This is a genomic window from Arthrobacter sp. fls2-241-R2A-200 (genome assembly GCF_030209745.1).
GTDB lineage: Bacteria > Actinomycetota > Actinomycetes > Actinomycetales > Micrococcaceae > Arthrobacter.
In genome coordinates this window covers 162,378-184,848 of record NZ_JARVRJ010000010.1, presented here as the reverse complement: position 1 = coordinate 184,848, position 22,471 = coordinate 162,378, and the positions used below count along the sequence as shown (strand labels likewise).

The following is a 22,471-nucleotide window of genomic DNA, read 5'->3' as shown; positions in this document are numbered from 1 at the left end:
CCAGAGACAGGTGTGGAAGCAAGGCTGTGATGCTGATCTGAAGTTTGCCGTACTCGCATCGAACCTGTTCAGGTGGCCGACCGGATATCGTTTGTTTTCAGCGAGACGCAGAGCCTGCACACAGCGAAGGAACATGATGAACATCCCCGACATCGACTTCACGCGCATCCGGTCGCTCGGGCCCGGTGGCCAACGCGATGGGTACGAGCAGTTCATCTGCCAGCAGGTCGCGCAGGAGCCCCCGGCAGACGGTTCGAAGTTCGTGTCCCTCCACGGGGCCGGCGGCGACGGCGGCGTCGAGTGCTACTGGACTCTCACGAACGGCGCCGAGCACGGCTGGCAGGCCAAGTACTGGACCAACCAAGCCGATGTCAGCAAGGCCCAGCTCGACAAGTCTGTCAACGCCGCCCTCAATCAGCACCCAAAGCTGACTAAATATACAATCGCAATCCCGACCGACCCGACCGGTCCCACCGGCGGCCGCGGCAAGTCGCTCCTTGAGAAAATCAGCGACCCCAAAGGGTGGCTGGAGGGCTGGCAGAAAATGGCCACCGACAGCGGCATGAATGTCGTGTTCGAGATCGAGTGGGAAACGAACATCGTCACCCGCCTTAACCGGCTCGACAGCTCCGGCACCTATCGACGGTATTGGTTTGACGTCGACGTCCTCGCTCAGCAGTGGTGGGAGGACCGCATGCAGGAAGCAGTCGCCGCCGCACGCCCCCGATACACGCCGGAGCTGAACGTCGATGTGCCCGCGGCCCAATCCATCGCCGCACTCTGTTCTGACAACGAGTGGTGGCAGATCGTCCTCGACCAGGTCGATGAGGTCTCTAAAGCCGCCGACCAACTCCGTTACGCCGACAAGGAGGTGCTGGCCGCCGACTTAGGTGCCGCCCGGACCGCAGCTTCCACAATCACCGACGCCCTCAACGCCTGGAACGCTTCGCGCACCGCTGCCGGGCTCGACGACCTCGCTCAGGCTCTCGACGCGGCCTCCGCCGTTGTCCGAGCGCAGGAGGCTGTCGAGGTCGAAGCAATGGACGGCAAGCACGAAAATTGGGACAGTGAAAGCTGGCGGCAGTGGCAGCGCGAATACATGGTACGGTTCCCCGCAGCGGCCGTCGATGCGCTCCGTGAACTCGGCGAGAGACTCTTAGGAGCGACTGAGCTCCTCATCAGCCCCGTCGGCAAGCTCGCTGGCACCCAGGCCGCTCTCATGACAGGCCCCGCCGGCATAGGTAAGACCTACCTCGCCATTGATGCTGTCGCCCGCCGTCTGGCCAAGGGCCGCCCCAGCGTCGTGATGCATGGTCGCTGGTTCAAGAACCACGATCCGCTCGCCGACCTTCGCGACCTCCTCCAGATGCCTTCTGACCTGACAGGTGAGGAGACCATAGCGCTCCTCGACCAGTGTGCCCGGACCGCTGGCACCCCGGTACTGCTCGTCATCGACGCACTTAATGACACCCGCCCTCGGTCGCTGTGGCGCGACAACCTTGACCGGCTCATCACCGTCGTCAGCAGGTACTCGCATGTGCGGCTACTGCTGACCGCACGCACCCACTACGTCGCCCAAGTCGTCCCGCCCGGCGTCACCCTCCCCCGGTTCGAGCACACGGGATTCGAGGGCGTCGAGTTCGAAGCGGTCAGCGAGTACGCCGCGTTCTACGGCCTCGAGGCGCCGACGTCGCCACCAATCCATGGTGAGTTCGACAACCCGCTGTACCTGCGACTGGTGTGCGAAGCACTGCAGGCCAATAGCCGCCTCTCACTCGACCAGGCCAACATGGGCCTCGATGAACTCGCCAAGATGGTCCTCGACAACGCGAACATCATCATCAGCGACCGCGTTGACGCCTCGCCGTCGGACCGCGTAGTCCACCGGGCCATGCACGCCCTCGCTGCCGCCATCGCCGACGAAGGAGGCGAACCACTCACCCGCGCCAAGGCTCAAGCCGTCCTAGTAACGATTTGGTCCGACGTCAGCGCGGAAAAATCACTGCTCGACGCTCTCATCGCCCAAGGGCTGATCGAAGAGGACGTCATCCCTGACGGCAGCCCGTATGGCGCCGACATCATCGCCATCACGTTCGAACGCATCGGCCACCACCTCATCGTGTCCGATGCCCTCGCCGGTGTGACCGACGCGGCCGGCATCCGAGACCAACTCGCCGGGCGCCTCGGACAGCTCATTGGGCGAGACGAAACCATCGACGTCGGCATCCTGGAAGCAACCTCCGTCGTCGTTGCCGAACGTCTCGGGCTCGAACTAACCGAATTCGAGTCCGAGATCGGTAACGTCGACGCTATTGCCGCCGCCGTAATCGCTGGCACCGGCTGGCGCTCAGTGACATCCATTACTGACAAGACCGGTGACATCATCGTCCGCGCACTGACCCGCAAAGCCACCTTCGACGCCGGCCTCACGATGCTCTTCAGGCTCGCCGCACGCCCCGGCCACCCGCTGAACGCCGAGTTCCTTCACAGGTTCCTCAACAGGTGGAACATGGGTGCCCGCGACCGGTTCCTCTCGGGATGGCTGCACATAACCCATGGCACCAGTGGGGCAGTCGACCGTCTCATCCGTTGGGCGCGCGAGAAGCCTATCCACCAAGTCGGCAAGGACACCACACGCCTGTGGATAACCGCGCTCCTATGGGCCACAAGCGCCACGGACCGTCGTGTCCGTGAGCCCGCAACCATCGCCGCCGCTCGCCTCCTCACCCGTCAACCCGGGGAGGTGGCCGGGCTCCTGGAACGCTTCAGTGTCGTAAACGACGAGTGGGTCGTCGAACGTGCTCTCGAGGTCGCGTACTCGGCACTCTTGGCCAACGGTAGCGACACAGACTGGGCGGCCGCAGCTGAGGTCGTGTGGACCAGCTTCTTTGCCTCGCCCGCTGATCTCACCGCGAACGTGGCCGTCCGCGATGCTGCGCGCTGCATCCTCGAAGCAGCAAACGATCGGGCAAGTCTGCCCGAGGGCGTGACAGTGGCGCAGTTCCGGCCACCGTACTCGAGTGTGTGGCCGCTAGAGTGGCCGACCGAGGGAGAGATCGCTCAGTACAAGAGCCCCGACTATCCGAAGCTCGTGCATTCCACTACCCAGGACGACTTTTACCGTTACAAACTTGAGTACGATCTCAAAGACCGGCCTGGGATCAACGTTCCGGCCGCAGCACGGTGGGCCGTCGCCGAAGTCATCCGCCTTGGGTACCGCGCTGAATGGCACGCCAGTTTTGACGGGTACGTGTTGGGCAAGTACGGCGGCGGCCGCGGAAAGCCGCCGTGGATCGAGCGAATCGGCAAGAAGTACCAGTGGATTGCCCTCAACCGGCTCATCGGGCATGTCTCCGACCATGTTCCAAAGACCCCCAATTCCTGGGATCCGCCGTCGGCACCGATCCCAGGTCCCGCGACCACTGTGTCCCGCCAGATCGACCCGACTGTTATCGAATTCGTACCCGCCGACAATGCACCTCGCTCCTGGGTGCCAACTTACGACTGGGCGCCTACAGCCGGTAAGACGGACGCCCAATGGGTGGCCCATGACACCGACCTCCCCACCATCGCCGTCACCGACGCCGAACACGAAGGACACCCCTTCATCGTCCTGTCTGGCTATTACGAATGGAACGACGGCAACGACTACTCCAAGGCCACCCGCAAAATTTGGACCCACCTCTACGCCCACCTGGTCAACACTTCAGACCTTTCAGCCGCGTTGGCCGACCTCGAAGGACGCGACCTCCTCGATCACGGCCTGTCCAACTTCCCACAAACCCACGACGGATACGTCGGTGAATTCCCCTACGGCCACCACCACGGTGAAACCCTGCATCTTGTAAACCAGGAGTCGCGGCATCCAATCAGCGTCCCCACCCAGCCAGCTGCCTGGGACATCCTCGGCGAGTACGAGTACGCTCCCGGAGACTACGAGACCATTTCCCTGGTGGCGCCGGCACCTGAGTTTTTCGGCCATGCGCCCGGGAACCTCCACTGGAACGGCCGCAACGGTTGGACAGACAATACGGGCAAGCTCACCGCCGTCCTCCGGCATACCGTCAACGCTGGCCAGAACGAGCTCCTCGTCGACGCAGGCTGGCTCGATCAGTGGCTCACCTCCGAACAAAAGTCACTTATATGGGTGGAGAACACCGGTAAAGATGTTTACCGCGGATTCGGCGGAGGCCGAGCCCACCCTGGCGCTCTCACCCGATCCCAAGTCCGTTCCCGGGCAACCGGAAGCGTTACGCAAACCTCATCACCCGGTTGGTATCGCCTTCCTGCTCGCGACGAGTGACATCGGCCGCCATCTACAGGGATCCCATTCGAGTTTGAGTATCTTCGCGAGTGTGAGCTGGTGCGCCACCTCGAGGTGCCCCAGCGCCCTGCCCTTGTGGTCCAAGGAGCGGAAGGTCGGAGCGAGGTTGATCAACTCCCGCAGCGATACAGTCACGGAGAAATCAGGCGTTCCAGAGGGCGGCTGTCAAGCGTAGGACGGCGGGTTACCCTGCCAGCCAGAGCGGACACTGGGTGTTCAATGGAGAGCCACTTGCATGCCGCGCCGATCGGCACTGACAGCCAGTGATTCCGCGAGTTTCCTGCACGATCCATGAATCACCGATTCATAACCGCCGGGCTATCCCATTGATTACGAATGATGTATCCAGTTGCTGCCGCTTTGCCGTCGGCAGCAGCTCAGTCGTATTCCATGTCATTGCCTTCACCCTCGACGTGCCGCACTGTGATGCCAGACTGGATGCGGTTCTTGTCGAGTGTGTCTTCGAGGCGTTCGTACAGGTCCGGACGAACTATGAGGTCCGTGCCGTGGACCGCAGGTGCAAGAGGCGTATAGCTGCCGTCGTGGATCAGGAATCCGCGCCAGTTGCGTCCCACCAGAGCTGGCCCTTGGTCGTCAACGAGACATTGGCGAACTGTCGGAGACTCCGGGCGCAGGTTGAGAAACGCCACGAGGTCGAGTCGAGGCACAAGGCTGAACGGGTGAAGTCCAACGCCGCGGCCGCGGTGAGGTGCGCTCCGCTGGCCCCCGTAGTTGGCAATCGTGGTCAACGGTCCTTGCAGATCCTCCAGCATTTCTGCGGCTGAAGCTTGATCAACGCCCGGGAGTAGGTGGTCGTACGGGGCCAGCCAGATATTTGGTGGGTTAGTTCCGACAGGCAGCGAATCGATCGAAATGGACGCGCCTGTTACCTCGAGACCAGATGTGATGAATAGTTGTCGGCTTGGCTGTTTGGGGTAGGTGCTGGCCAATGTGGCCTGTCGTTCGAACATGCCAATTTGAACCCAATCATCATATGGTCTCTCTTCAACACGGATAGGCCATGCATCTTGTCCTGTGAGGCGGCGTGTCCCCTCGAGTTCAACCGCGGTCGGCGGCGGCCATTCGGCCTCGTTGTCCTGCCACGGAATGGGCGTCAGGGAACGCGCCAGAAGATGATGGCGGGTTCCCGGACGCGGAACGCGCGACGATTCTTCGAGAAGCGCCCACCTGGCTGAAGGGGCAAGCGAGAACGCGTAGCTGGCTTCAAACCTCCGGGCATCGGCTGTCAGGAAGCCTGCGCGTGCACGTGCTGCTCTAATTCCAGCTGCTGCCAGTTGGATGGCGTTCTCTATTTCTTCTTCATCGTTGAAGTAGGCATCGGGGATGCGTTGCGACGATGGCGAGCGGAGCTGGCCGATCTGTTCTCCGGAGCGCTGTTTGATGGTATCGACTCGGTCGACCAGATTTTGGATCACGGCTTCGCGCACGCCTGGGGGTTCGTTGGCGTCGGCGAGGCGATCGTCCAGATAGAAGCGAACGAGTCCCTCGACCTGCCCTCGGGACATGTTCCTGGTCATTCTGCTTCTTCCTCGTGCTCACCGACGAGGCTGTGGAACGCGCTGATGACGTACAGTGACGGCGTGGTGGCCGGCGGTTCCGGAACGGGGCGTCCGTGGGTGGCAAGAATCTGGCCTGCCAGTGCTCGGACGGACAGGTGGTCGCTCGCCGCGAGTCGGGTAATTTCCGCGGCGAGGTCGTCTCCAAGCTCACCCGTTGGTACGTTCACGCGCACAGTTTCGAGTAGCCAGGTGCTGCGACCAGCGTCCAGGTCTTTGCGGAGTATGTATGAGAGTGCGCTTTGGGCGACCTTCGGCCGGACAGTGAGAAGGAACTCGGTTGCTACCAGGGCGAGTCGTATCTGTTCCCGTGCGGCCTGGCAGATTGTTGCGAGCGCCAATGTTGCGATAGCAACGTCGAGGTCGTCGGCCGAGTCGGGCACTGGCGTCGGGTGATAGACGTGCGTTCCTGTTTCGGCAGTCCCGGGTAGGCGGTGACTGATGATGTCGAAGGCCGCGTCCCAGCAGTCGGTGGCGGTGCCTCCGGGGCTGGTTGCGGGCTGCGCGGCGAATGCTGTGATGAGGCCTTGGCTGCTTCCATATGAGCCGTACGACGCGGCGGCGACACGGTTGGTTACCGCTGCGGCGAGAGCGCGCTCGGCGGTGTCGGGGGCAAGCTTATGGGCTTGCTCCCACAGTGCCCGGCGTTCCCGACCGGCGAACTGTCGCCAGCCTCCTCCGCCTCGGATGCGCTGATACGCGGTGACTAGGCAATAGCTGGCGACCTCGGCGACGGCTGTGTCGCTGTCAGCGTAGGCCGCAAGACCCTGTCCGAGATCGGCGAAGATGTCGTTTCGGGAGAACGTGGAGATCTCGCGGGCGACGTCGTCGACGAGTGCGATCCCGGCGTGGTGCCCCTCGGAGAGTGTCGTTTCGAGAATGCGGAAGCCAATAGAGATGATGGCTGCGTTGATGTCCCAGGTGGCGGGCTCATCTTGGTAGCGCTCTTTGTCGATTGCGTGGGCGATGCTGATGGCGCCTGCGCGTCCTTCGGGCGCATCGGGACGTTGAGCTCCTGTGAGGCGCTTGAGGAGTGCGTGGGCGTCTGGCGCCTGCTCCGTCCGGAGGAACGAGCTTTGGTTTTCTCGGTCTGGGCGCGCTGCCCGGGGGTCAAATTCGGGGCCACCTAGATTCGTCACAACTTGGACGAGTGTCTGGTCTACGGCTTCTTTGGACTGGTTGCTCGAGTATTGCATCGGCTGGTTGTCGTACGATGCGGCGATGTTGTTGGCGAGGACGCTGAGCATTGTGTCGACCGGTTGGCTAGCCCCGCGCTCGGTTGCAAGGCGGTTGAGAATTTCCAGGTCGACCGTTGGTGATCGCCAGGCAATGCTTGTGGTGAGCCGCAGTGCGGCGAGGGTGGCGGGGTCTGCTGTCGCGCTGTGGTGCTGCAGCAGGTGTGTCTGCGCTGCTTCTGCTCGGACGTCTTCGAATCCGATGGTATCGAGATAGAGGTCGGCGGCGTCGCGGGCTGCAGCGACCGGATCGACAGATGCGGCAATCTCCCACCATTGAGTGACGTAGTGCGATGTATCGCGGCCGTCGGTGTGCTGCCGTACGAGATAGACCAGGTCGACGAGCTTGGCCAGGCGGGCTCGTGCTTCCGTAAGGTCTTCGATGTCTTCGATGCTTGCGACGATCTCGGAGAGCGTGGGGTCTTTATGGCCGCCGTAGCTTGAGAGCAAGTCGGCCGCCCGGTTCCAGCACTCGCGGGCCTCGTCGCTAGCGCCGGCTGCTATGCAGATGCGGGCGGTCTCAAGTTCGAATGCAGCCTGTTGGCTGTATCCCGTGTGGTCGTCGTTGCGACGTTCATGGATGACGGCGAGGAGGGCGTGGACGGCGCCGATTCCGACGTGGTGGGAGACCCGTCCGAGGACTGAGAGTAGATCGTTGGTGGTCAGCGGGCCGTTCTCGCCGAGACCGAGATTGGTGGTCGTAGTGGTGCCATCGCCTATGGCGATGAGGTGGTCGAGGACGGTGTCAAGATCTTTTTCCCGCACGACGGTGAGGGAGTTCTCGATCACCTGGTGGATGAGGGGATGGATGAAGTACAGGTCGCATGCTCGCGGCTTGCCGGTGAAGGGCTTGGCCTCGGCGACGAGGTCAGCGAGTGCGACAACCACTGCGGTCGACGCGGCTTCGGGTGTTGAGATGCCGGTGCGGACATCGTCTGCGATTCCCATAGTTGTGACTGTGTAGCGGAGCCATGCCCGGTAGAACCCGACGCCGGACAACTTTGCCCCGGCCTTGAGCACAAGGGCTGGGTCGATGGCCTGCGCGAGTGTGAGGAGAGCGTTCCAACTTCTGACTGCTGGTTCGTCGGCAGTCCTCGCTTTGAGAATGACGTCCGTGGCGGCATTCAGTTCAGCTTCGAGATCCGCGATTCCGAGTCCCGCAAGTACATCCTGTGGTGCGATACCGTGGAAGAGGTACCCGGTAGTGTCGAGTGTCGGGTCCAGTTCCCACGCTTGGCGCGCTAGATCGTGCGAGTCGGGGAGCCCGATGGTTCCATTTGCGGCGAGGTTGGCGAGGGTCAAGTAGGTCTCGGCGGCGTTGGCCGGGTCGTTCATCGCTGCGGCGACCTGGGGCATGTAGTCCGCTGGCAGTGCGGCCGTGAACGTTTCCACGAGATCGGCCAAGGATGCGTCGTGCTCGCCCTCTAGGTGCTCGGCGATTGTTGGAATGAGAGACGGGTCGACGTCTTGTCGTTGGGTGCGGAGTCGAAGGGCTCCGCGTTGGGCGGCTAGGTGAAATGTTCCGTCGCGGTCGGAGGAGTAGCTGGTCCGATCGGTCTTGCGTTGCGTTTCCCATCCTTCGATGTACGCCTTCCAGGGTGCGGCAGCGCCGGCCCGGTCAACGGCGTCGCTGATGAGGAGGCCCCATCTCGGGGGGAACGTTGTACGCCCGTTGTAAATGAGGCGTTCTGCGACAGTCTCGCCACCGAGGATATTCACGATTACGTCGGCATATTCGGTAAGCGTTTCCGCGAGAGCGTCGTTCTCGTACGTGTCTATAGCCTTTCGGACTTCTACGCACTTGACGAGGGTTGGCCAGTCCAGACGCGATTCAGCTTCGCGTGAGATGACGCAGAGGGCTCGTTGCAGCGCTTCCGGGGGGTGGAACTGCCGTATTGCGTCTGTCACGAAGCGTGGACCGACCAGGGTCTTGAGCTGGTCGTACTCGCCTATGTTGGCGAGTAGGTCGGGGAGGTGACGGAAGGCTCGGGAGTCGGTAAGGAATCCGCGGCCTTCGAGCCACTTCGCGATGCTCTGGCGAATGGCGGTTGCGGTCTCGTGATCGATGTTGCGCAGGATGTGCCGCGAGAAGCTCTCGTGGTGGAGGCGCAGGCCGCCGAGCCCCTTCTGGGTGTTGAGGACTGGGGCAAGCGTCTGGAGGGCGGGAATGACGATGGCTTTGATCGGTGAGCCGAGAAGCTCTGCCAGTTCGTCGGGTGTGAGCGAGAAGTCGCACAGCGCGAGCGTGTCTGTGGCGAATCGTTGGTCAATGGTCATCGCGTCACGCAGGTAGTCGTAGTACTCCTCGACCGTTTTAGCCGTGTCGGGGACCAGTTCCAGACGATAGATGAGTTCGTTGACTGTGAGCGGCGCCGGGGTGTCGTCGAGAGGTGATGCGCCAAGTGCGAGCCGGCACAGGTAGGTCGCGAAGAGCGCGTTTCCGTTGGAACGTTCGTGGACCAACGTGACGATGGTGTCCTCGTCAGACGAACCGACGGGTCCGGTGCCGTCAGGTGATTCAAGCAGGCCGTGCTTGGCGCTAAGCGCCTTGATCTCGTCTCGGGACATCGGCGGCATTTGGAAGGGTTCGGATGCGGGAGCTGCTGGCTCGAGGTGGGTTCCGGGCTGGCTTGCGACGAGTAGACAGACGCCGGCGGGGAGGTTGAGGGCTGCGAGCTCCTCGACCAGGAGACGTGACGGGTCTTTCTGCTGGTTGGTGCTGCGTCCGACGACTCGATCGACGTGGTCGAGGCCGTCGACGACCAGGAGGACTGGTTTGTCAGGGTGAGTTTCGCGGCAGTTCTCGAGTGCCGATTCGAGTGCTTCGGTGCTCGTCGCGAACTTGGGGCGGAGGTCTTTGGTTGCCTCGGGGACCGCTTGTCCGAGCTGGTCGAGGAGACTGCCGATGACGACTTCGGTGAGGACTCGTTCCTGTAGGTGGTCGTCGCTTGAGCCGAGCCAGCAGTGGTGGCGTGCGACTGTCCAGGCGTTGTCCCGGTAGCGATTCGTAAGCTCTTCGCACAGCCACGATTTCCCGACGCCTGGCTCGCCTACGACGACGACTCGTCCCCCACCGGTGACTGTGCTGTCGATGTATTTGCTAACCTCTGTCGCTGCTCCGACGCGAGCAACGGCGACTTCAGGCTCGATGGGGTGTCCTGCGGTGACGGCTCCGAAGTCGACGCGCAGCCCGAGTCGAGGTTCGATGAGGTCGCGTCGCACGACTCCGGTATCGACTACGCGAGCAGAGGTTGCTGCTTGAACGAGTGCGTGTGCCGCGAACTCGGGGGTGACGTCAGTGTTGGGGGTGCGTCCTGCTCCAAGCTCTTCTCGAACACGTCGGAGGAGGGAACGTTCGGCAGGTCCGGGGTCGGCGAAGCTGATGGTTGACGACGGTGCACCCGCGTCGACGATCAGACTGTCGCAAGCGCTACGCAGGTCGTAGTCGCTGAGATGCTTGACCAGGTCGGCCCAGGGCCGGTTGGCGCGCAGCGCGGCGGGGTCGAACCGGTACTTCGCCGTTGTGATGCCGGGGAGCGGGTCGGCCGGTCGGACGGACGGGTCAACTGGCACCAAGACGACTGCGAGGGAGTCGTCGGGTTCTTGGTCTCGGACGACGATTCGGTAAGTGGTCGCTGGGGACGTGGCTAGGTCCTTGAGGAGGGAGTCGAGGACCTTGTTGAGCTTCAGGTTTCGGCCGTCTTGGGAGAACGTCTCTTTCGAGAGCCGACGATCGGAGGTCGTATGTTTGATTTGCAGACGGACTCGGGTCTTGTCCGCGTAGGTGATGTTGACATCATCGAACCGATCTGTCTCGAACCCCTTCGTGTCAACCGTGATGGTTTCCGCAGTGCCTAGGAGGAGATCGACCAGGGCGACTGCGGTGATTAGATCCTGGTAGAAGTAGCCGTGGTGCGTGGGCCCGAGACTCATCGCGTTGTATCTGCCTCTCCACTTCCGCCCGTTGATTCGCTCCCGGGTGCGTCTTGTTGCGGGTGATGCTAGCACGCACCGATTGCCAAGATGAAAGGGCGTCGGTGTCCGGTCCGGGCGAATAGCTGCTTCTCGCCATAGCACTTGTCCCACAAGCGTGGCTCCGGTCTTCGGATTCTCGCCCAGTCCTCGGCGTCCACACGGCACAGCTTCTACCAGCATATGTAGATGGCCGACACCCCCTCGGGCACGCTTCATCAAGGTTACTCCGTTGCAGGCACGCCGGCCGCCTCTGCGGTGGCACCCGTAGACGCGATCATCAGACGCCAGGTACTCCGGCAACACACGACGGAGATGGAACGACAAAGCACCAGTGCCCCACCAGGCCGAAGCCTGACGGGGCACTTGTGCGAGACTCTAGAGTGACCGCCGGTGAAAGCTAGTCAGCGACCAGATCCTCTGGTATCCGAGCCGATCGGCTTAGGAACCGCTAATTTGCCGGAGGACGTACTGCAGGATGCCGCCGTTGCGGTAGTAGTCCGCTTCGCCCGGGGTATCGATGCGGAGGACCGCATCGAAGGACGTCGCGGAGCCGTCCTCTGCCGTTGCCGTCACCTTGAGCGTCTTCGGCGTTGTGCCGTTGTTCAGCTCAGTAACGCCCTCGACGGCGAACGTTTCCGTACCGGTCAAGCCCAAGGTTGCAGCAGACTCGCCTGCCGGGAACTGGAGGGGAAGGACACCCATGCCGATGAGGTTGGAGCGGTGGATCCGCTCGTAGCTTTCAGCGATGACTGCCTTGACGCCCAGGAGCGCAGTGCCCTTGGCTGCCCAGTCGCGGGAAGAACCCGAGCCGTATTCCTTGCCGGCCAGGACCACCAAGGGTGTTCCAGCAGCCTGGTAGTTCTGGGCTGCATCGTAGACGTATGCCTGCGGTGCACCTTCCTGGCTGAAGTCGCGGGTGAAGCCACCCTCGACGCCGTCCAGCAACTGGTTCTTGATGCGGATGTTGGCGAAGGTACCGCGGATCATGACCTCGTGGTTACCACGGCGTGAGCCGTAGGAGTTGAAGTCCTTGCGCTCCACGCCGTTAGCCAGCAAGTATTGACCAGCGGGGGTGTCCGACTTGAATGAGCCGGCCGGGGAGATGTGGTCCGTGGTAACCGAATCGCCAAGCTTCAGGAGCACGCGGGCGCCCGAGATGTCCTGGACGGGCTCCGGCTGGGCCTTCATGCCCTCGAAGTATGGAGGTTTGCGCACGTACGTGGAGTCCTCGGCCCAAACGAAGGTGTCTCCGGCAGGGGTGTCCAACGCCTTCCAGCGGTCGTCGCCCTCGAAGACGCCTTCATAACCCTTGACGAACATTGCCTCGTCGATGGAGGAGTCGATGACTTCCTGCACCTCCGTGGGGTTCGGCCAGATGTCCTTCAGGAAGACCTCATTGCCTTCGGAGTCCGTACCCAGGGCGTCGGCGTCGAAATCGAAGTCCATGGTGCCAGCCAGTGCGTAGGCGATGACCAAGGGCGGGGACGCCAGGTAGTTCATCTTGACGTCCGGGTTGATGCGGCCTTCAAAGTTACGGTTACCCGAAAGGACCGCCGCGACCGAAAGATCGTTGGCCTGGATCGCTTCGGAGATCTCCGGCTCAAGCGGGCCGGAGTTGCCAATGCAGGTGGCGCAACCATAACCCACGATGTAGAAGCCCAGCTTCTCCAGGTACGGGGTCAGGCCGGACTTTTCGTAGTAGTCCGTGACGACCTTGGAGCCGGGAGCAACTGAGGTCTTGACCCACGGCTTGGAGGTGAGGCCCTTCTCCACGGCGTTGCGTGCCAGCAACGCAGCTGCCAGCATGACCGACGGGTTGGACGTGTTGGTGCATGAGGTGATCGAAGCGATCGACACTGCACCGTGGTCCAGTTCGAACTCGCGGCCATCAGCGGTTGTGACGTTCACCTTGGTGGAGGGTCGGCCGTTCGACTTGGGGCCGTGCGGGTGCGGCGCAACGTCGGCAATGTGGGTCGCGGAGCTGGTGTACGACGGCGAGTCCGAGGCCGGGAAGCTCTCGTCAATCGCCTCGTCCAGGCTTCCGCCGGCCAGGTCCTCCTTGACGTAGTTGCGCAGGTCTTCGCGGAACTGGGCCTTGGACTCCGTGAGGATGATGCGGTCCTGGGGACGCTTGGGGCCGGAAATCGAAGGAACAACGGTGGACAGATCCAGTTCCAGGAACTCGGAGAAGCGCAGTTCGCGGGAAGGATTGTGCCAAAGGCCCTGTTCCTTGGCGTAGGCCTCAACGAGGGCGACATTCGCCTCGGAGCGGCCGGTCAAGCGGAGGTACTCAAGCGTGACGTCGTCGATCGGGAACATGGCAGCCGTGGAGCCGAACTCCGGGCTCATGTTGCCGATGGTTGCGCGGTTGGCGAGCGGCACAGCGGCAACGCCCTCACCGTAGAATTCGACAAACTTGCCCACGACGCCGTGCTTGCGCAGCATTTCGGTGATGGTCAGGACGACGTCGGTAGCGGTAGCGCCCGCGGGGATGCTGCCCGTGAGCTTGAAGCCGACGACGCGGGGAATCAGCATGGAGACGGGCTGGCCCAACATGGCTGCCTCGGCTTCGATGCCGCCAACGCCCCAGCCCAGGATGCCCAAGCCGTTGACCATGGTGGTGTGCGAGTCGGTGCCAACGCAGGTGTCCGGGTAGGCGCGCAAAACGCCGTCGACCTCGCGGGTCATGACGGTGCGGGCCAAGTACTCAATGTTGACCTGGTGCACAATGCCGGTTCCGGGGGGAACTACCTTGAAGTCGTTGAAAGCCGTCTGGCCCCAACGAAGGAACTGGTAACGCTCGCCATTGCGCTGGTATTCGATCTCCATGTTGCGCTCCAGCGCGCCGGAGTTACCGAAAACATCGATCTGCACCGAGTGGTCGATGACCATTTCAGCCGGCGCCAGCGGGTTGACTCGCTTGGGATCCCCGCCGAGTTCCTTGACGGCCTCGCGCATGGTGGCGAGGTCGACGATGCAGGGAACACCAGTGAAGTCCTGCATGATGACGCGGGCCGGGGTGAACTGGATTTCCGTGTCGGGCTCCGCGTTGGGATCCCAACCGGCCAGGGCGCGGACGTGGTCGGCCGTGATATTGGCGCCATCCTCAGTCCGCAGGAGGTTTTCAAGCAATACTTTAAGGCTGAACGGAAGGCTGTCTGCGCCCTCTACGGAGTTCAACCGGAAAATCTCATAATCGGTGCCGGCTACATTAAGTACGCCTTTGGAACCGAAGCTGTCCACAGTGCTCATGGCAGGACTCCTCTCGCAACAGTTTCATCTTTGTCGCGTGGTTGGCCGCTAGCCAGTTAGGCACGCCTTACTTAGCCGGCGACGTTTCTCTCTTGGTCGCCCCGTCGGCAGTTCATACCGCAGGACGGCAGATCGGGGCGGGACTACTAAAGCCATCGTAGTGGCATTGGCCTCCCGTGGGGCGGCTAGGAAGCCGGTACGATCAGCGCCACCGTTTCGAGGTGGTGGGTATGCGGGTAGAGATCGAAGGCGCGCAGCGATTCCAGCCGCCATCCACCCTGCTGGAAGTAACCCAGATCGCGGGCGAACGATGCGGGGTCGCAGGATATATAGGCAATGGCGCGTGGTTGGGTATCGATGAGCTGCTGGACCACGGCCTTACCCGCCCCGGCCCGGGGAGGGTCGAGGACCACGGCGTCAAAACTGCGTGCACGCTGACGGAGTACCCGCTCCACCCGGCCTTGGACGATCTCCACATTCGACTCGCCGTGAAGGTTTTTCCTAGCGTCCCGGCTGGCACCCGGAGCGCCCTCAACAGAGAGCACCGATCCGGTGACTCCCACGGCTTCAGCCAAGGGAGCCGAGAAAAGGCCGGCGCCGGCGTACAGATCCGCCACAGTTGCGCCGGGCTCAAGGAACCCACCGTGGGCGAGGAATCCTGTCATTGCTGCGGTGAGGGTGTCTGGCGCGGCCCGGTGGATCTGCCAGAACCCCTCGCCACTGACGCGGTACTCGTGACCCGCAGCTGTTTCCTGCACCCAGGTCCTCCCCCGGAGCTGGACGGCATGGCCAGTGCCAGGCTCAAAGCTGGCCACGGATACGTCGGGCGGCAACTGCGCCACCACGCTATGGATTCGCTTGGGGCTCGTCGATTCCTCCGGAGCCACAAGAACCAGGGGTCGCGTACTGTTCGCGGGTGCTGCAACTTCCACCCGCGCAATCCCGGTCCAATCCACGTCCCATAGCCGCAACTCATTGATGGCAGGAAGTGCCAGAGGCATGTCCTTCACCGGGATGACGAGGTCGGAACGATGCGCGTGCATGCCCAACCGTCCCTTGGAGGTCACGGCGAAGCCGACGCGCGTGCGCCAGCCGAGGCCGCCGTCGTCATCCCCTACGGCCTCAACGTCGGTCACCCGCTCGATGCCGGCAAGACGCTTGAGCTGCTCGGCTAGAACCTGGCCCTTCAGCTCCCGCTGCCACGGCAGGTCAATATGGCCGAGCTCGGCACCACCAACCGGAGGGCCGCCGTGGCGCCAGGAGTCCAGAGAATCGGCAAGTTTCCAAAAGTGGCGGACGCGGTGCGGTGAAGCATCGAGGACCTCGACGACGTCGGCACGCCAGAAGTGCGAGGCCTCGCCGGAATCGGTCAACCTGATCCGGACCTTTTCCCCCGGGATCGCGTGGCGGACGAAAATCACGCGGCCTTCGTGCCGAGCGACGAAATGGCCACCGTGGGCGATCGGCCCTACATCTACGACGAGTTCAGCCCCTGGCTCGTCGTTCCCTACGCTGCCGGCGGCCGGGGTGGAAGTGCTGTGGAAGGTCATTTGGTATCCTGCAGTGCCTTTGCTTCTTCGGAGGACTTCAACTGCCACGGGACGCTGGCCACCATCACACCGGGCTCGAAGTGGAGCCGGGTCTTGATTCTCAGGGCCGTCTGGTTGTGGACAAGTTGCTCCCACCATTTACCCACAACATATTCAGGGATATAGACCACGATCAGGTCCCGTGGGGAGTCGCGCCGCATGTTCTTGATGTAGTCCATGATGGGCGTCACCGTCTCGCGGTACGGACTGGCCAAGACCGTCAACGGCACCGGAATCTCGAGCTTCTCCCAATCACGGACGGTGTGTTCCGTGTCCTCGGGGTTGATATCGACCGTCACGGCATCCAAACGCGAGGGGCGTGAGGCCCGTGCGTAGGCCAAAGCGCGCAGTACGGGTTTGCGGACGTGCGAGACAAGCAGCACGGCGTGGACGCGTGTCGGCAGGGCCCTGGGTGAGGAGTCCTCATCCACCGCGAGTTCCTTGGCCACGTTGTCATAGTGGGCGCGAATGCTCCACATGATCAGGAACAGAACGAACATCGCCAACAGGGCGATCCATGCACCCTGTTCGAACTTGGTGATCAGGACAATAGCCAGAACCAAGGCCGTCATGCCGAAACCGACCATGTTGATGGTTCGGGATTTGATGATGCGCCGGCGGACGGCTTTGTCCTTGGCCAGTTTCAGTTGCCGGCCCCAGTGCCGGATCATGCCGAGCTGGCTGGCGGTGAAGGAGATAAAAACGCCCACAATGTACAGCTGGATGAGTTTGGTGACGTCTGCGTTGAACGACAGGATCAGAACCAGCGCCCCCGCCGCCAGGGCCAGCACGCCGTTACTGAAAGCAAGCCTGTCACCACGGGTGCGGAGTTGCCGGGGCAAGTATCCGTCTTGGGCGAGGATGGATCCCAACACCGGAAAACCGTTGAACGCAGTGTTGGACGCGAAAACGAGGATGACGCCCGTGGCCGCCACCACGATGTAGAAAGGAATCGATCCGGCCCCGAATATGGTGTCGGCGATCTGGCTGATTGCAGGGTTCTGGACATAGCCGTCCGGCAACGGTTTGCCGTCAACGAGGAATTCCGTGGCCGGGTCCTGGACGATATGCACCTTGGTGGCGTTGGCCAGGAAGAGTATCCCGGCAAGCATTGCAGCCGCGATGGCACCGAGCAGCAGCAATGTAGTAGCCGCGTTTTTGCTCTTGGGCTTCTTGAAGTTCGGCACGCCGTTGCTGATGGCCTCGACGCCGGTCAGTGCAGCGGCGCCGGAGGAGAACGCACGCAACAGCAGGAATCCACCGGCCAGCCCTACCAGGCCTTGGTCGAAACCCTGCTGCGGGACGATGGTGAAGTTAGCCGACGGAGCCTGCCCCAACTGCCCGGTAACGAATTGGAAGATACCGACGGCGGTCATGCCCAGGATGGAAGCCATGAAGATATAGGTAGGAACGGCGAACACCGAACCCGCTTCTTTAATGCCGCGGAGGTTAACCAACGCAAGGACCACGACGCCAACGGTGGCGATGACAGCCTGCTGTCCGTGCATCGACGGTATGGCAGTTGTCACATACGCGGCCGCAGATGACATCGACACGGCGACCGTGAGCACGTAGTCCACCAACAGTGCGGCAGCAACCGTGAGGCCTGCGTATTTCCCGAGGTTCACGTTCGCGATTTCATAGTCCCCGCCGCCGGAGGGATATGCGTGGACGTTTTGCCGGTAGGAAGCAACAACTGTGAGCAACACCACCATGACGGCGAGGCCGACCAGCGGTGAGATAGTCACGGCGCTCACCCCGGCCAACGCCAATGTCAGCAGGATTTCATCAGGGGCATAGGCCACTGAGGAAAGGGCGTCAGAAGCGAAAATCGGCAAAGCGATGCGTTTGGGCAGCAAGGTGTGGGCCAAGCGGTCGTTCCGGACCGGCTTGCCTACCAATATCCGCTTTGCGGCGTTGAGAATAGTCAGCACCCCGCAAAACTACTCTGAATCCACGGCGATGTCATGACGGTGGTCGCCGCCGTACGGGCACTGCGACGGTAAAGTCTTACGAAGCGGCAGCACAAGCGGCAGGACGATACTTTTTAGGAGACATGGTGGCTCACTTCGTGATCATGGGTTGCGGCCGTGTTGGCGCAACCCTGGCACACACCCTGGAGGACGCAGGCCATTCCGTGGCGGTGATCGATCAGGACGAACGTGCCTTCCGGCGCCTGCGCAACACTTTCTCGGGACGCAAGGTCACGGGCGTAGGATTTGACCGGGACACCCTTAAGAGGGCCGGCGTGGAGGAGGCCTACGCATTCGCTGCGGTCTCCAGTGGAGACAACTCGAACATCCTCGCCACACGCGTCGCCCGTGAAACTTTCCACGTGGGCCACGTGGTGGCTCGAATCTACGATCCCGGACGGGCCGAAATCTACCAGCGCCTGGGCATTCCCACGGTTGCGGCTGTCCGCTGGAGCGCTGACCAAGTCCTGCGCCGCATCCTCCCCGAACAGCACCTTGCGGGCGATTACCGGGAGCCGTCGGGACGTTTGGTCTTGGCTGAAATCGATCTTCATGAAGGCTGGATCGGGCACAGCCTCAGTTCCATCGAGGCCGCTGCTGGTATCCGTATCGCGTTCCTGACCCGGTTTGGCGAAGGAATGCTGCCGCAAACCGGAACGGCTTACCAGCAAGGCGACACAGTCCACGCGATGCTGAGCCTGGACCGGACAACGGAGATCAGCCGGATCCTCGCCAAAGCACCCATCAAGGAGTTGTAGTGAAAGTTGTCATAGTTGGCGCAGGCAGCGTCGGCTCGTCCATCGCGCGTGAGCTCCTGGCCCACAACCACCAGATTCTCCTGATCGACCTGAAGCCCGAAGTCATTGGTCGCAGCGGCTTGCGGGGAGCCCGCTGGTTGGTTGGAGACGCCTGCGAGTTGAGCACCCTGCAGGACGCGAAACTGGAGGATGCCGACGTCGTGGTTTCAGCCACCGGTGACGACAAGGTCAACCTCGTGGTTTCGCTGCTGGCCAAGACGGAATTCGGCGTAGGCCGTACCGTCGGGCGGGTCAACAATCCCAAGAACGATTGGATGTTCAACGACTCCTGGGGTGTCGACGTGGCAGTCAACACACCCCAACTCATGACGGCCTTGGTGGAGGAAGCGGTTGAGATCGGTGACATCGTGCGCCTGCTGACCCTGCAGACCGGTGTGGCGTCCATCGTGGAATTCACCGTTCCACATGACTCGCACATTATCGGCAGCACGGTAGGTGCCATCGAATGGCCTGAGGACGCTACTTTGGTTGCTATCCTGCGGGACCACGTGCCGATCACGCCTACGCGGGACGATGTTCTCGACGGCGGTGACGAACTGTTCTTCGTGACCACCCTTGCCGCCGAAGACGACCTCAGGGGCCTGCTGTCTCCAGCCTCCGTTGCCGGACATGGACCCCGCGACGACGACCAGGAGTCACCCGATCAGGCTGCGGACGACGACGGCTTCGACGGCTGAGGCGCGGGCTTGGTGACAAGCCAAGCGACCCACAAGCCGAGGATGTACAGCGGAGCACCCATCAGGATCCGTGTGGTTGCCAACGCGGTCAACCCTGGCTCACCCATAAGGTACAACGGCACCTGGACCACGAGCCGCAAGGCAAGGACAGCGACCACGATCCAGGTGCCGTTGGCGTAGGTCCGGAGGCGCACTGGATTTTTTCGCCAGTCGAAGCCTTCATTGCGGACGAACCCGAAGAGGAGTCCGGCGATAGGCCATTTCACCACCACCGACAACGCCATTGCAGCTATGTAGGCGACGTTGGTAAAGAATCCCAGAACGTAAAAGTCCTCAGCCCTGCCTGTCGTATTGGCCAACCACGCCGAGATGCCAACGCCCACCACGCCTGCCAAGGCTTGGGTCAGCGGACGTCGCTGGACGATCCGGATGACCGTAAAGATTGCGGCAGCAGCCAAGGCAGCCACCAGCGACACTGTCAGGTCCCTGGACATGGTGAATGCCACGAGGAAAACAAGCCCCGGCAGGATGCTCTCGGCGATGCCTTGCACTCCGCCGGCGGACTTCAGCATGTCTACGTGCCCTGAGCTGTTCCGCTGGATACCGGCCCGCTCGGCGTACCCGGCAGCCAATTCGGACATCGTTGGCCCAGTCGTTGGGGGAACCACCGCTGGGTTCGGGGCACCTGTTGGGTTGGCTGGGTCTGTCGGTTCTGATCCGTTGGCCACGTTTTTAGTGCTCCTGGGTGGAAAGTATCTCGTAACGGGGATTGAACATGGCCGGAAGACCTTCGACCTCGGTGACCATGCCTTTGAGATGGACCTCCACCCCGGCCTTGATGCCCGGCACCCGATCCCGGCCAAGCCAAATGACGCGTAGCCGTGGATTTGGCTTTCTGGCGCCGCCGGCTGCCGGGGATCCGGTCTGGACGTGGTCGACTACCAGCGCAGAAAAGAAAGGCTGCGGGCTGGGTGGTTGATGTGTCACCGAATCGACGAATCCGTAGCATTCTGCCCGGCCACGGGCAGGGAGGTCCTTGACTCCATGCCCTTGCTGCTGGAGGGATCCATTCCCTGCCGTCGCGTCAGCCAATCTGGGTGATCTCCGGTCCTCGTTCGGGCTGGTGCATCGCGGCCTCACCGGCGGGGGCGCCTGCCTGTCCTGGAACGGCAGCATCCTTGGGTACCCGCAGCTGCAGGAGTTCCCGCGGCGGCATCGGGCTTTCACCGCGAACCACCACTACGCGCCGGAACAACTCCTCCAGGTCGGCCGCGGCCTCGCGATTCAACGCAGCCTCCCCGCCCAGAACGCCCCGAAGGAACCAACGGGGACCGTCGACGCCGATGAATCGGGCCGCGCGGAAACCCCGGCTTCCATCTGTGGCTTCTGCGGGCAGTTTCGCCACCAACTCGGGTCCGAAGCTCCCCGAAATTTCTTCGGTTTCTCCGCTCTGGCTCGCTACCGACTCACTGATTTGCTCGCGAATCTCGTCCCAGAGACCCTCTGAGCGCGGGGCGGCAAACGCCTGGAGTTGGAGGCTGGAACCGCCCAGATCCATGGTGACCGCCACAACGCGCTGCGTGGCCTCTTCGACTTCGAGCCGCAACTGGAGGCCATCGGCCGGTGCAATTAGCAGCGCCCCAAGGTCAACGTAGCCGTCCTGGCTCTCGATTTCGCTAATGTCCAAAGGACCCTTGCTCCCCCGGAAGTCCCCTTTGGCTGCTGTCCCGGCAGCCCCGGAACTTTGTACTTCAGCGGAGTCGGATTCGCCGAGCGTTCCAGCGGTACCGGTCTTCTCGGCCTTGGACTTCTTGCCGCGCCCAAAAAGCATCGGGTTTTCTCCTTAGTAGTGGTCTGTCCCCAAGTAAACCGCAACCACAGTCAACAACGGCAATGCGGCATCCCTTTCATGGGTGCCGCCCGCCGTGAGGGTGGACTATTTACGCCTGTGGTGTGGTGAAGCCGCCTGTGGAACCGAAGCCGCCGGTACCGCGTATGGAATCGGACAACTGGTCGACGTTGACGAACTGTGCATACTCCACGCGCTGAATCACCATCTGTGCAATTCTATCGCCGCGCTTGAGCTCTATGGGCTGGGTTGTGTCCGTATTGAGGAGGGTCACGGCGATCTCCCCGCGGTACCCGGCGTCCACCGTTCCCGGTGCGTTGACCACGGTCAAGCCGTGCTTGGTTGCCAAGCCCGAGCGGGGGTGGATGAGGGCAACGAAGCCATTCGGCAACGCGATGGAAACGCCTGTTGGAACCAACTTCCGCTCGCCCGGGGCCAAGTGCACATCTTCGCGTGCGCGCAGGTCCGCCCCGGCGTCGCCAGGGTGCGCGTACGACGGCGCTTCAAGGCCGTCGTCGAGCATTTTCAACTGGACGTTAACGGTAGGGGTCCCATAGCTTGCCGGGGTATCCGCGCCATCCGCGTTCGCGGGTCCGGCCTCTGTCCTTAGTACTGCGGTCTCGTTGCTCACAGTGGTTTATTCTACGTTGCCCTCCACCGCCGGGGCGTCCCGATTTGGCGTGGACCGATAAGCTGGATCCATGCCTACGCCTGACCCTTCCGCCTCCATGCCCGCCGGAAACACCGCCTCATCCTCCCAGCCCATCTATACAGAGAAGCTGTGGCCGTCGGCGTGGATCTGGATTGTGGTGGTAGGGCTGTCGAGTGCAGGACTCTTGATGTTCGGACCCATCAGCACGGCCGCTGCCATCATTGCGGCCCTTGTCCTTTTTGCGCTCATGACAACCATGCTGCTGCTCTCAACGCCCACCATCTCGGTCACCCAAGACACCCTCCGCGTGGGACGCGCAACCATCGACCGCGAGTTCGTGGGCACCGTGGAGGGCTTCGAAAAAAGCGATGCTTCCGCCGAGCGCGGCACACGCCTGAACGGCCTCGCCTACATGTGCTTCCGAGGATGGGTGGACCCTGTGGTCAAGATCGAGATCACCGACCCTGCGGACCGCACCCCGTACTGGCTGACGTCCACCCGAAGGCCGGACGCACTTGTTTCTGCGTTGACCTCCCCCAGAGCCTGACGC

General features: G+C 62.4%; 13 protein-coding genes. 4 read left to right on the top strand and 9 right to left on the bottom strand.

The window, feature by feature from the left end; genetic code table 11:
• Positions 1 to 136: 136 nt before the first annotated feature.
• A complete protein-coding gene (locus QRN42_RS13120) occupies positions 137 to 4,303 on the top strand; it encodes an NACHT domain-containing protein (RefSeq protein WP_284979604.1) in 4,167 nt (1,388 codons plus the stop codon).
• 398 nt (positions 4,304 to 4,701) lie between these two features.
• Here QRN42_RS13120 and QRN42_RS13115 read toward each other — a convergent pair whose 3' ends face one another.
• From QRN42_RS13115 to QRN42_RS13095, 5 genes are all read right to left on the bottom strand, one after another.
• Entirely contained in the window at positions 4,702 to 5,862 is a 1,161-nt protein-coding gene (locus QRN42_RS13115; protein ID WP_284979603.1) for a hypothetical protein, read from the bottom strand.
• On the bottom strand, positions 5,859 to 11,069 hold the full coding sequence (locus tag QRN42_RS13110) for an AAA family ATPase (RefSeq protein WP_284979602.1): 5,211 nt from the start codon (positions 11,067 to 11,069) through the stop codon (positions 5,859 to 5,861). Before QRN42_RS13110 ends, QRN42_RS13115 begins: the two co-directional genes overlap by 4 nt.
• A 480-nt stretch (positions 11,070 to 11,549) precedes the next feature.
• On the bottom strand, positions 11,550 to 14,363 hold the full coding sequence (locus tag QRN42_RS13105; RefSeq protein ID WP_284979601.1) for an aconitate hydratase: 2,814 nt from the start codon (positions 14,361 to 14,363) through the stop codon (positions 11,550 to 11,552).
• A gap of 185 nt (positions 14,364 to 14,548) precedes the next feature.
• The gene (locus QRN42_RS13100) at positions 14,549 to 15,913 is read right to left on the bottom strand and encodes a class I SAM-dependent RNA methyltransferase (protein WP_284979600.1); all 1,365 of its coding nucleotides are present in this window, start codon (positions 15,911 to 15,913) and stop codon (positions 14,549 to 14,551) included.
• On the bottom strand, positions 15,910 to 17,886 hold the full coding sequence (locus QRN42_RS13095; RefSeq protein WP_284979599.1) for an APC family permease: 1,977 nt from the start codon (positions 17,884 to 17,886) through the stop codon (positions 15,910 to 15,912). Before QRN42_RS13095 ends, QRN42_RS13100 begins: the two co-directional genes overlap by 4 nt.
• 125 nt (positions 17,887 to 18,011) lie before the next feature.
• On the opposite strand from QRN42_RS13095, the gene QRN42_RS13090 reads away from it, so the two are divergent.
• Together QRN42_RS13090 and QRN42_RS13085 are read left to right on the top strand one after the other, a co-directional pair.
• Positions 18,012 to 18,683: a potassium channel family protein gene (locus QRN42_RS13090; RefSeq protein WP_284979627.1), complete on the top strand. Its 672-nt coding sequence runs from the start codon at positions 18,012 to 18,014 to the stop codon at positions 18,681 to 18,683.
• The gene (locus QRN42_RS13085) at positions 18,683 to 19,420 is read left to right on the top strand and encodes a potassium channel family protein (protein WP_284976044.1); all 738 of its coding nucleotides are present in this window, start codon (positions 18,683 to 18,685) and stop codon (positions 19,418 to 19,420) included. Before QRN42_RS13090 ends, QRN42_RS13085 begins: the two co-directional genes overlap by 1 nt.
• On the opposite strand, the gene QRN42_RS13080 is transcribed toward QRN42_RS13085, so the two are convergent.
• The 4 genes from QRN42_RS13080 to dut all read right to left on the bottom strand — a co-directional run bounded on the left by QRN42_RS13080 (position 19,387) and on the right by dut (position 21,900).
• Entirely contained in the window at positions 19,387 to 20,061 is a 675-nt protein-coding gene (locus QRN42_RS13080) for a DUF3159 domain-containing protein (protein WP_502869500.1), read from the bottom strand. The genes QRN42_RS13085 and QRN42_RS13080 overlap by 34 nt on opposite strands.
• 91 nt (positions 20,062 to 20,152) lie before the next feature.
• On the bottom strand, positions 20,153 to 20,512 hold the full coding sequence (locus QRN42_RS13075; protein ID WP_284979598.1) for a hypothetical protein: 360 nt from the start codon (positions 20,510 to 20,512) through the stop codon (positions 20,153 to 20,155).
• On the bottom strand, positions 20,505 to 21,251 hold the full coding sequence (locus QRN42_RS13070) for a DUF3710 domain-containing protein (RefSeq protein WP_284979597.1): 747 nt from the start codon (positions 21,249 to 21,251) through the stop codon (positions 20,505 to 20,507). Before QRN42_RS13070 ends, QRN42_RS13075 begins: the two co-directional genes overlap by 8 nt.
• A 109-nt stretch (positions 21,252 to 21,360) precedes the next feature.
• Complete coding sequence (dut, locus tag QRN42_RS13065; RefSeq protein WP_284979596.1) at positions 21,361 to 21,900, bottom strand: dUTP diphosphatase; 540 nt, start codon at positions 21,898 to 21,900, stop codon at positions 21,361 to 21,363.
• A 70-nt stretch (positions 21,901 to 21,970) separates the two neighbouring features.
• On the opposite strand from dut, the gene QRN42_RS13060 reads away from it, so the two are divergent.
• Positions 21,971 to 22,468, top strand: coding sequence for a DUF3093 domain-containing protein (locus tag QRN42_RS13060; protein ID WP_284979595.1), 498 nt, complete (start codon positions 21,971 to 21,973; stop codon positions 22,466 to 22,468).
• Positions 22,469 to 22,471 lie beyond the last annotated feature (3 nt).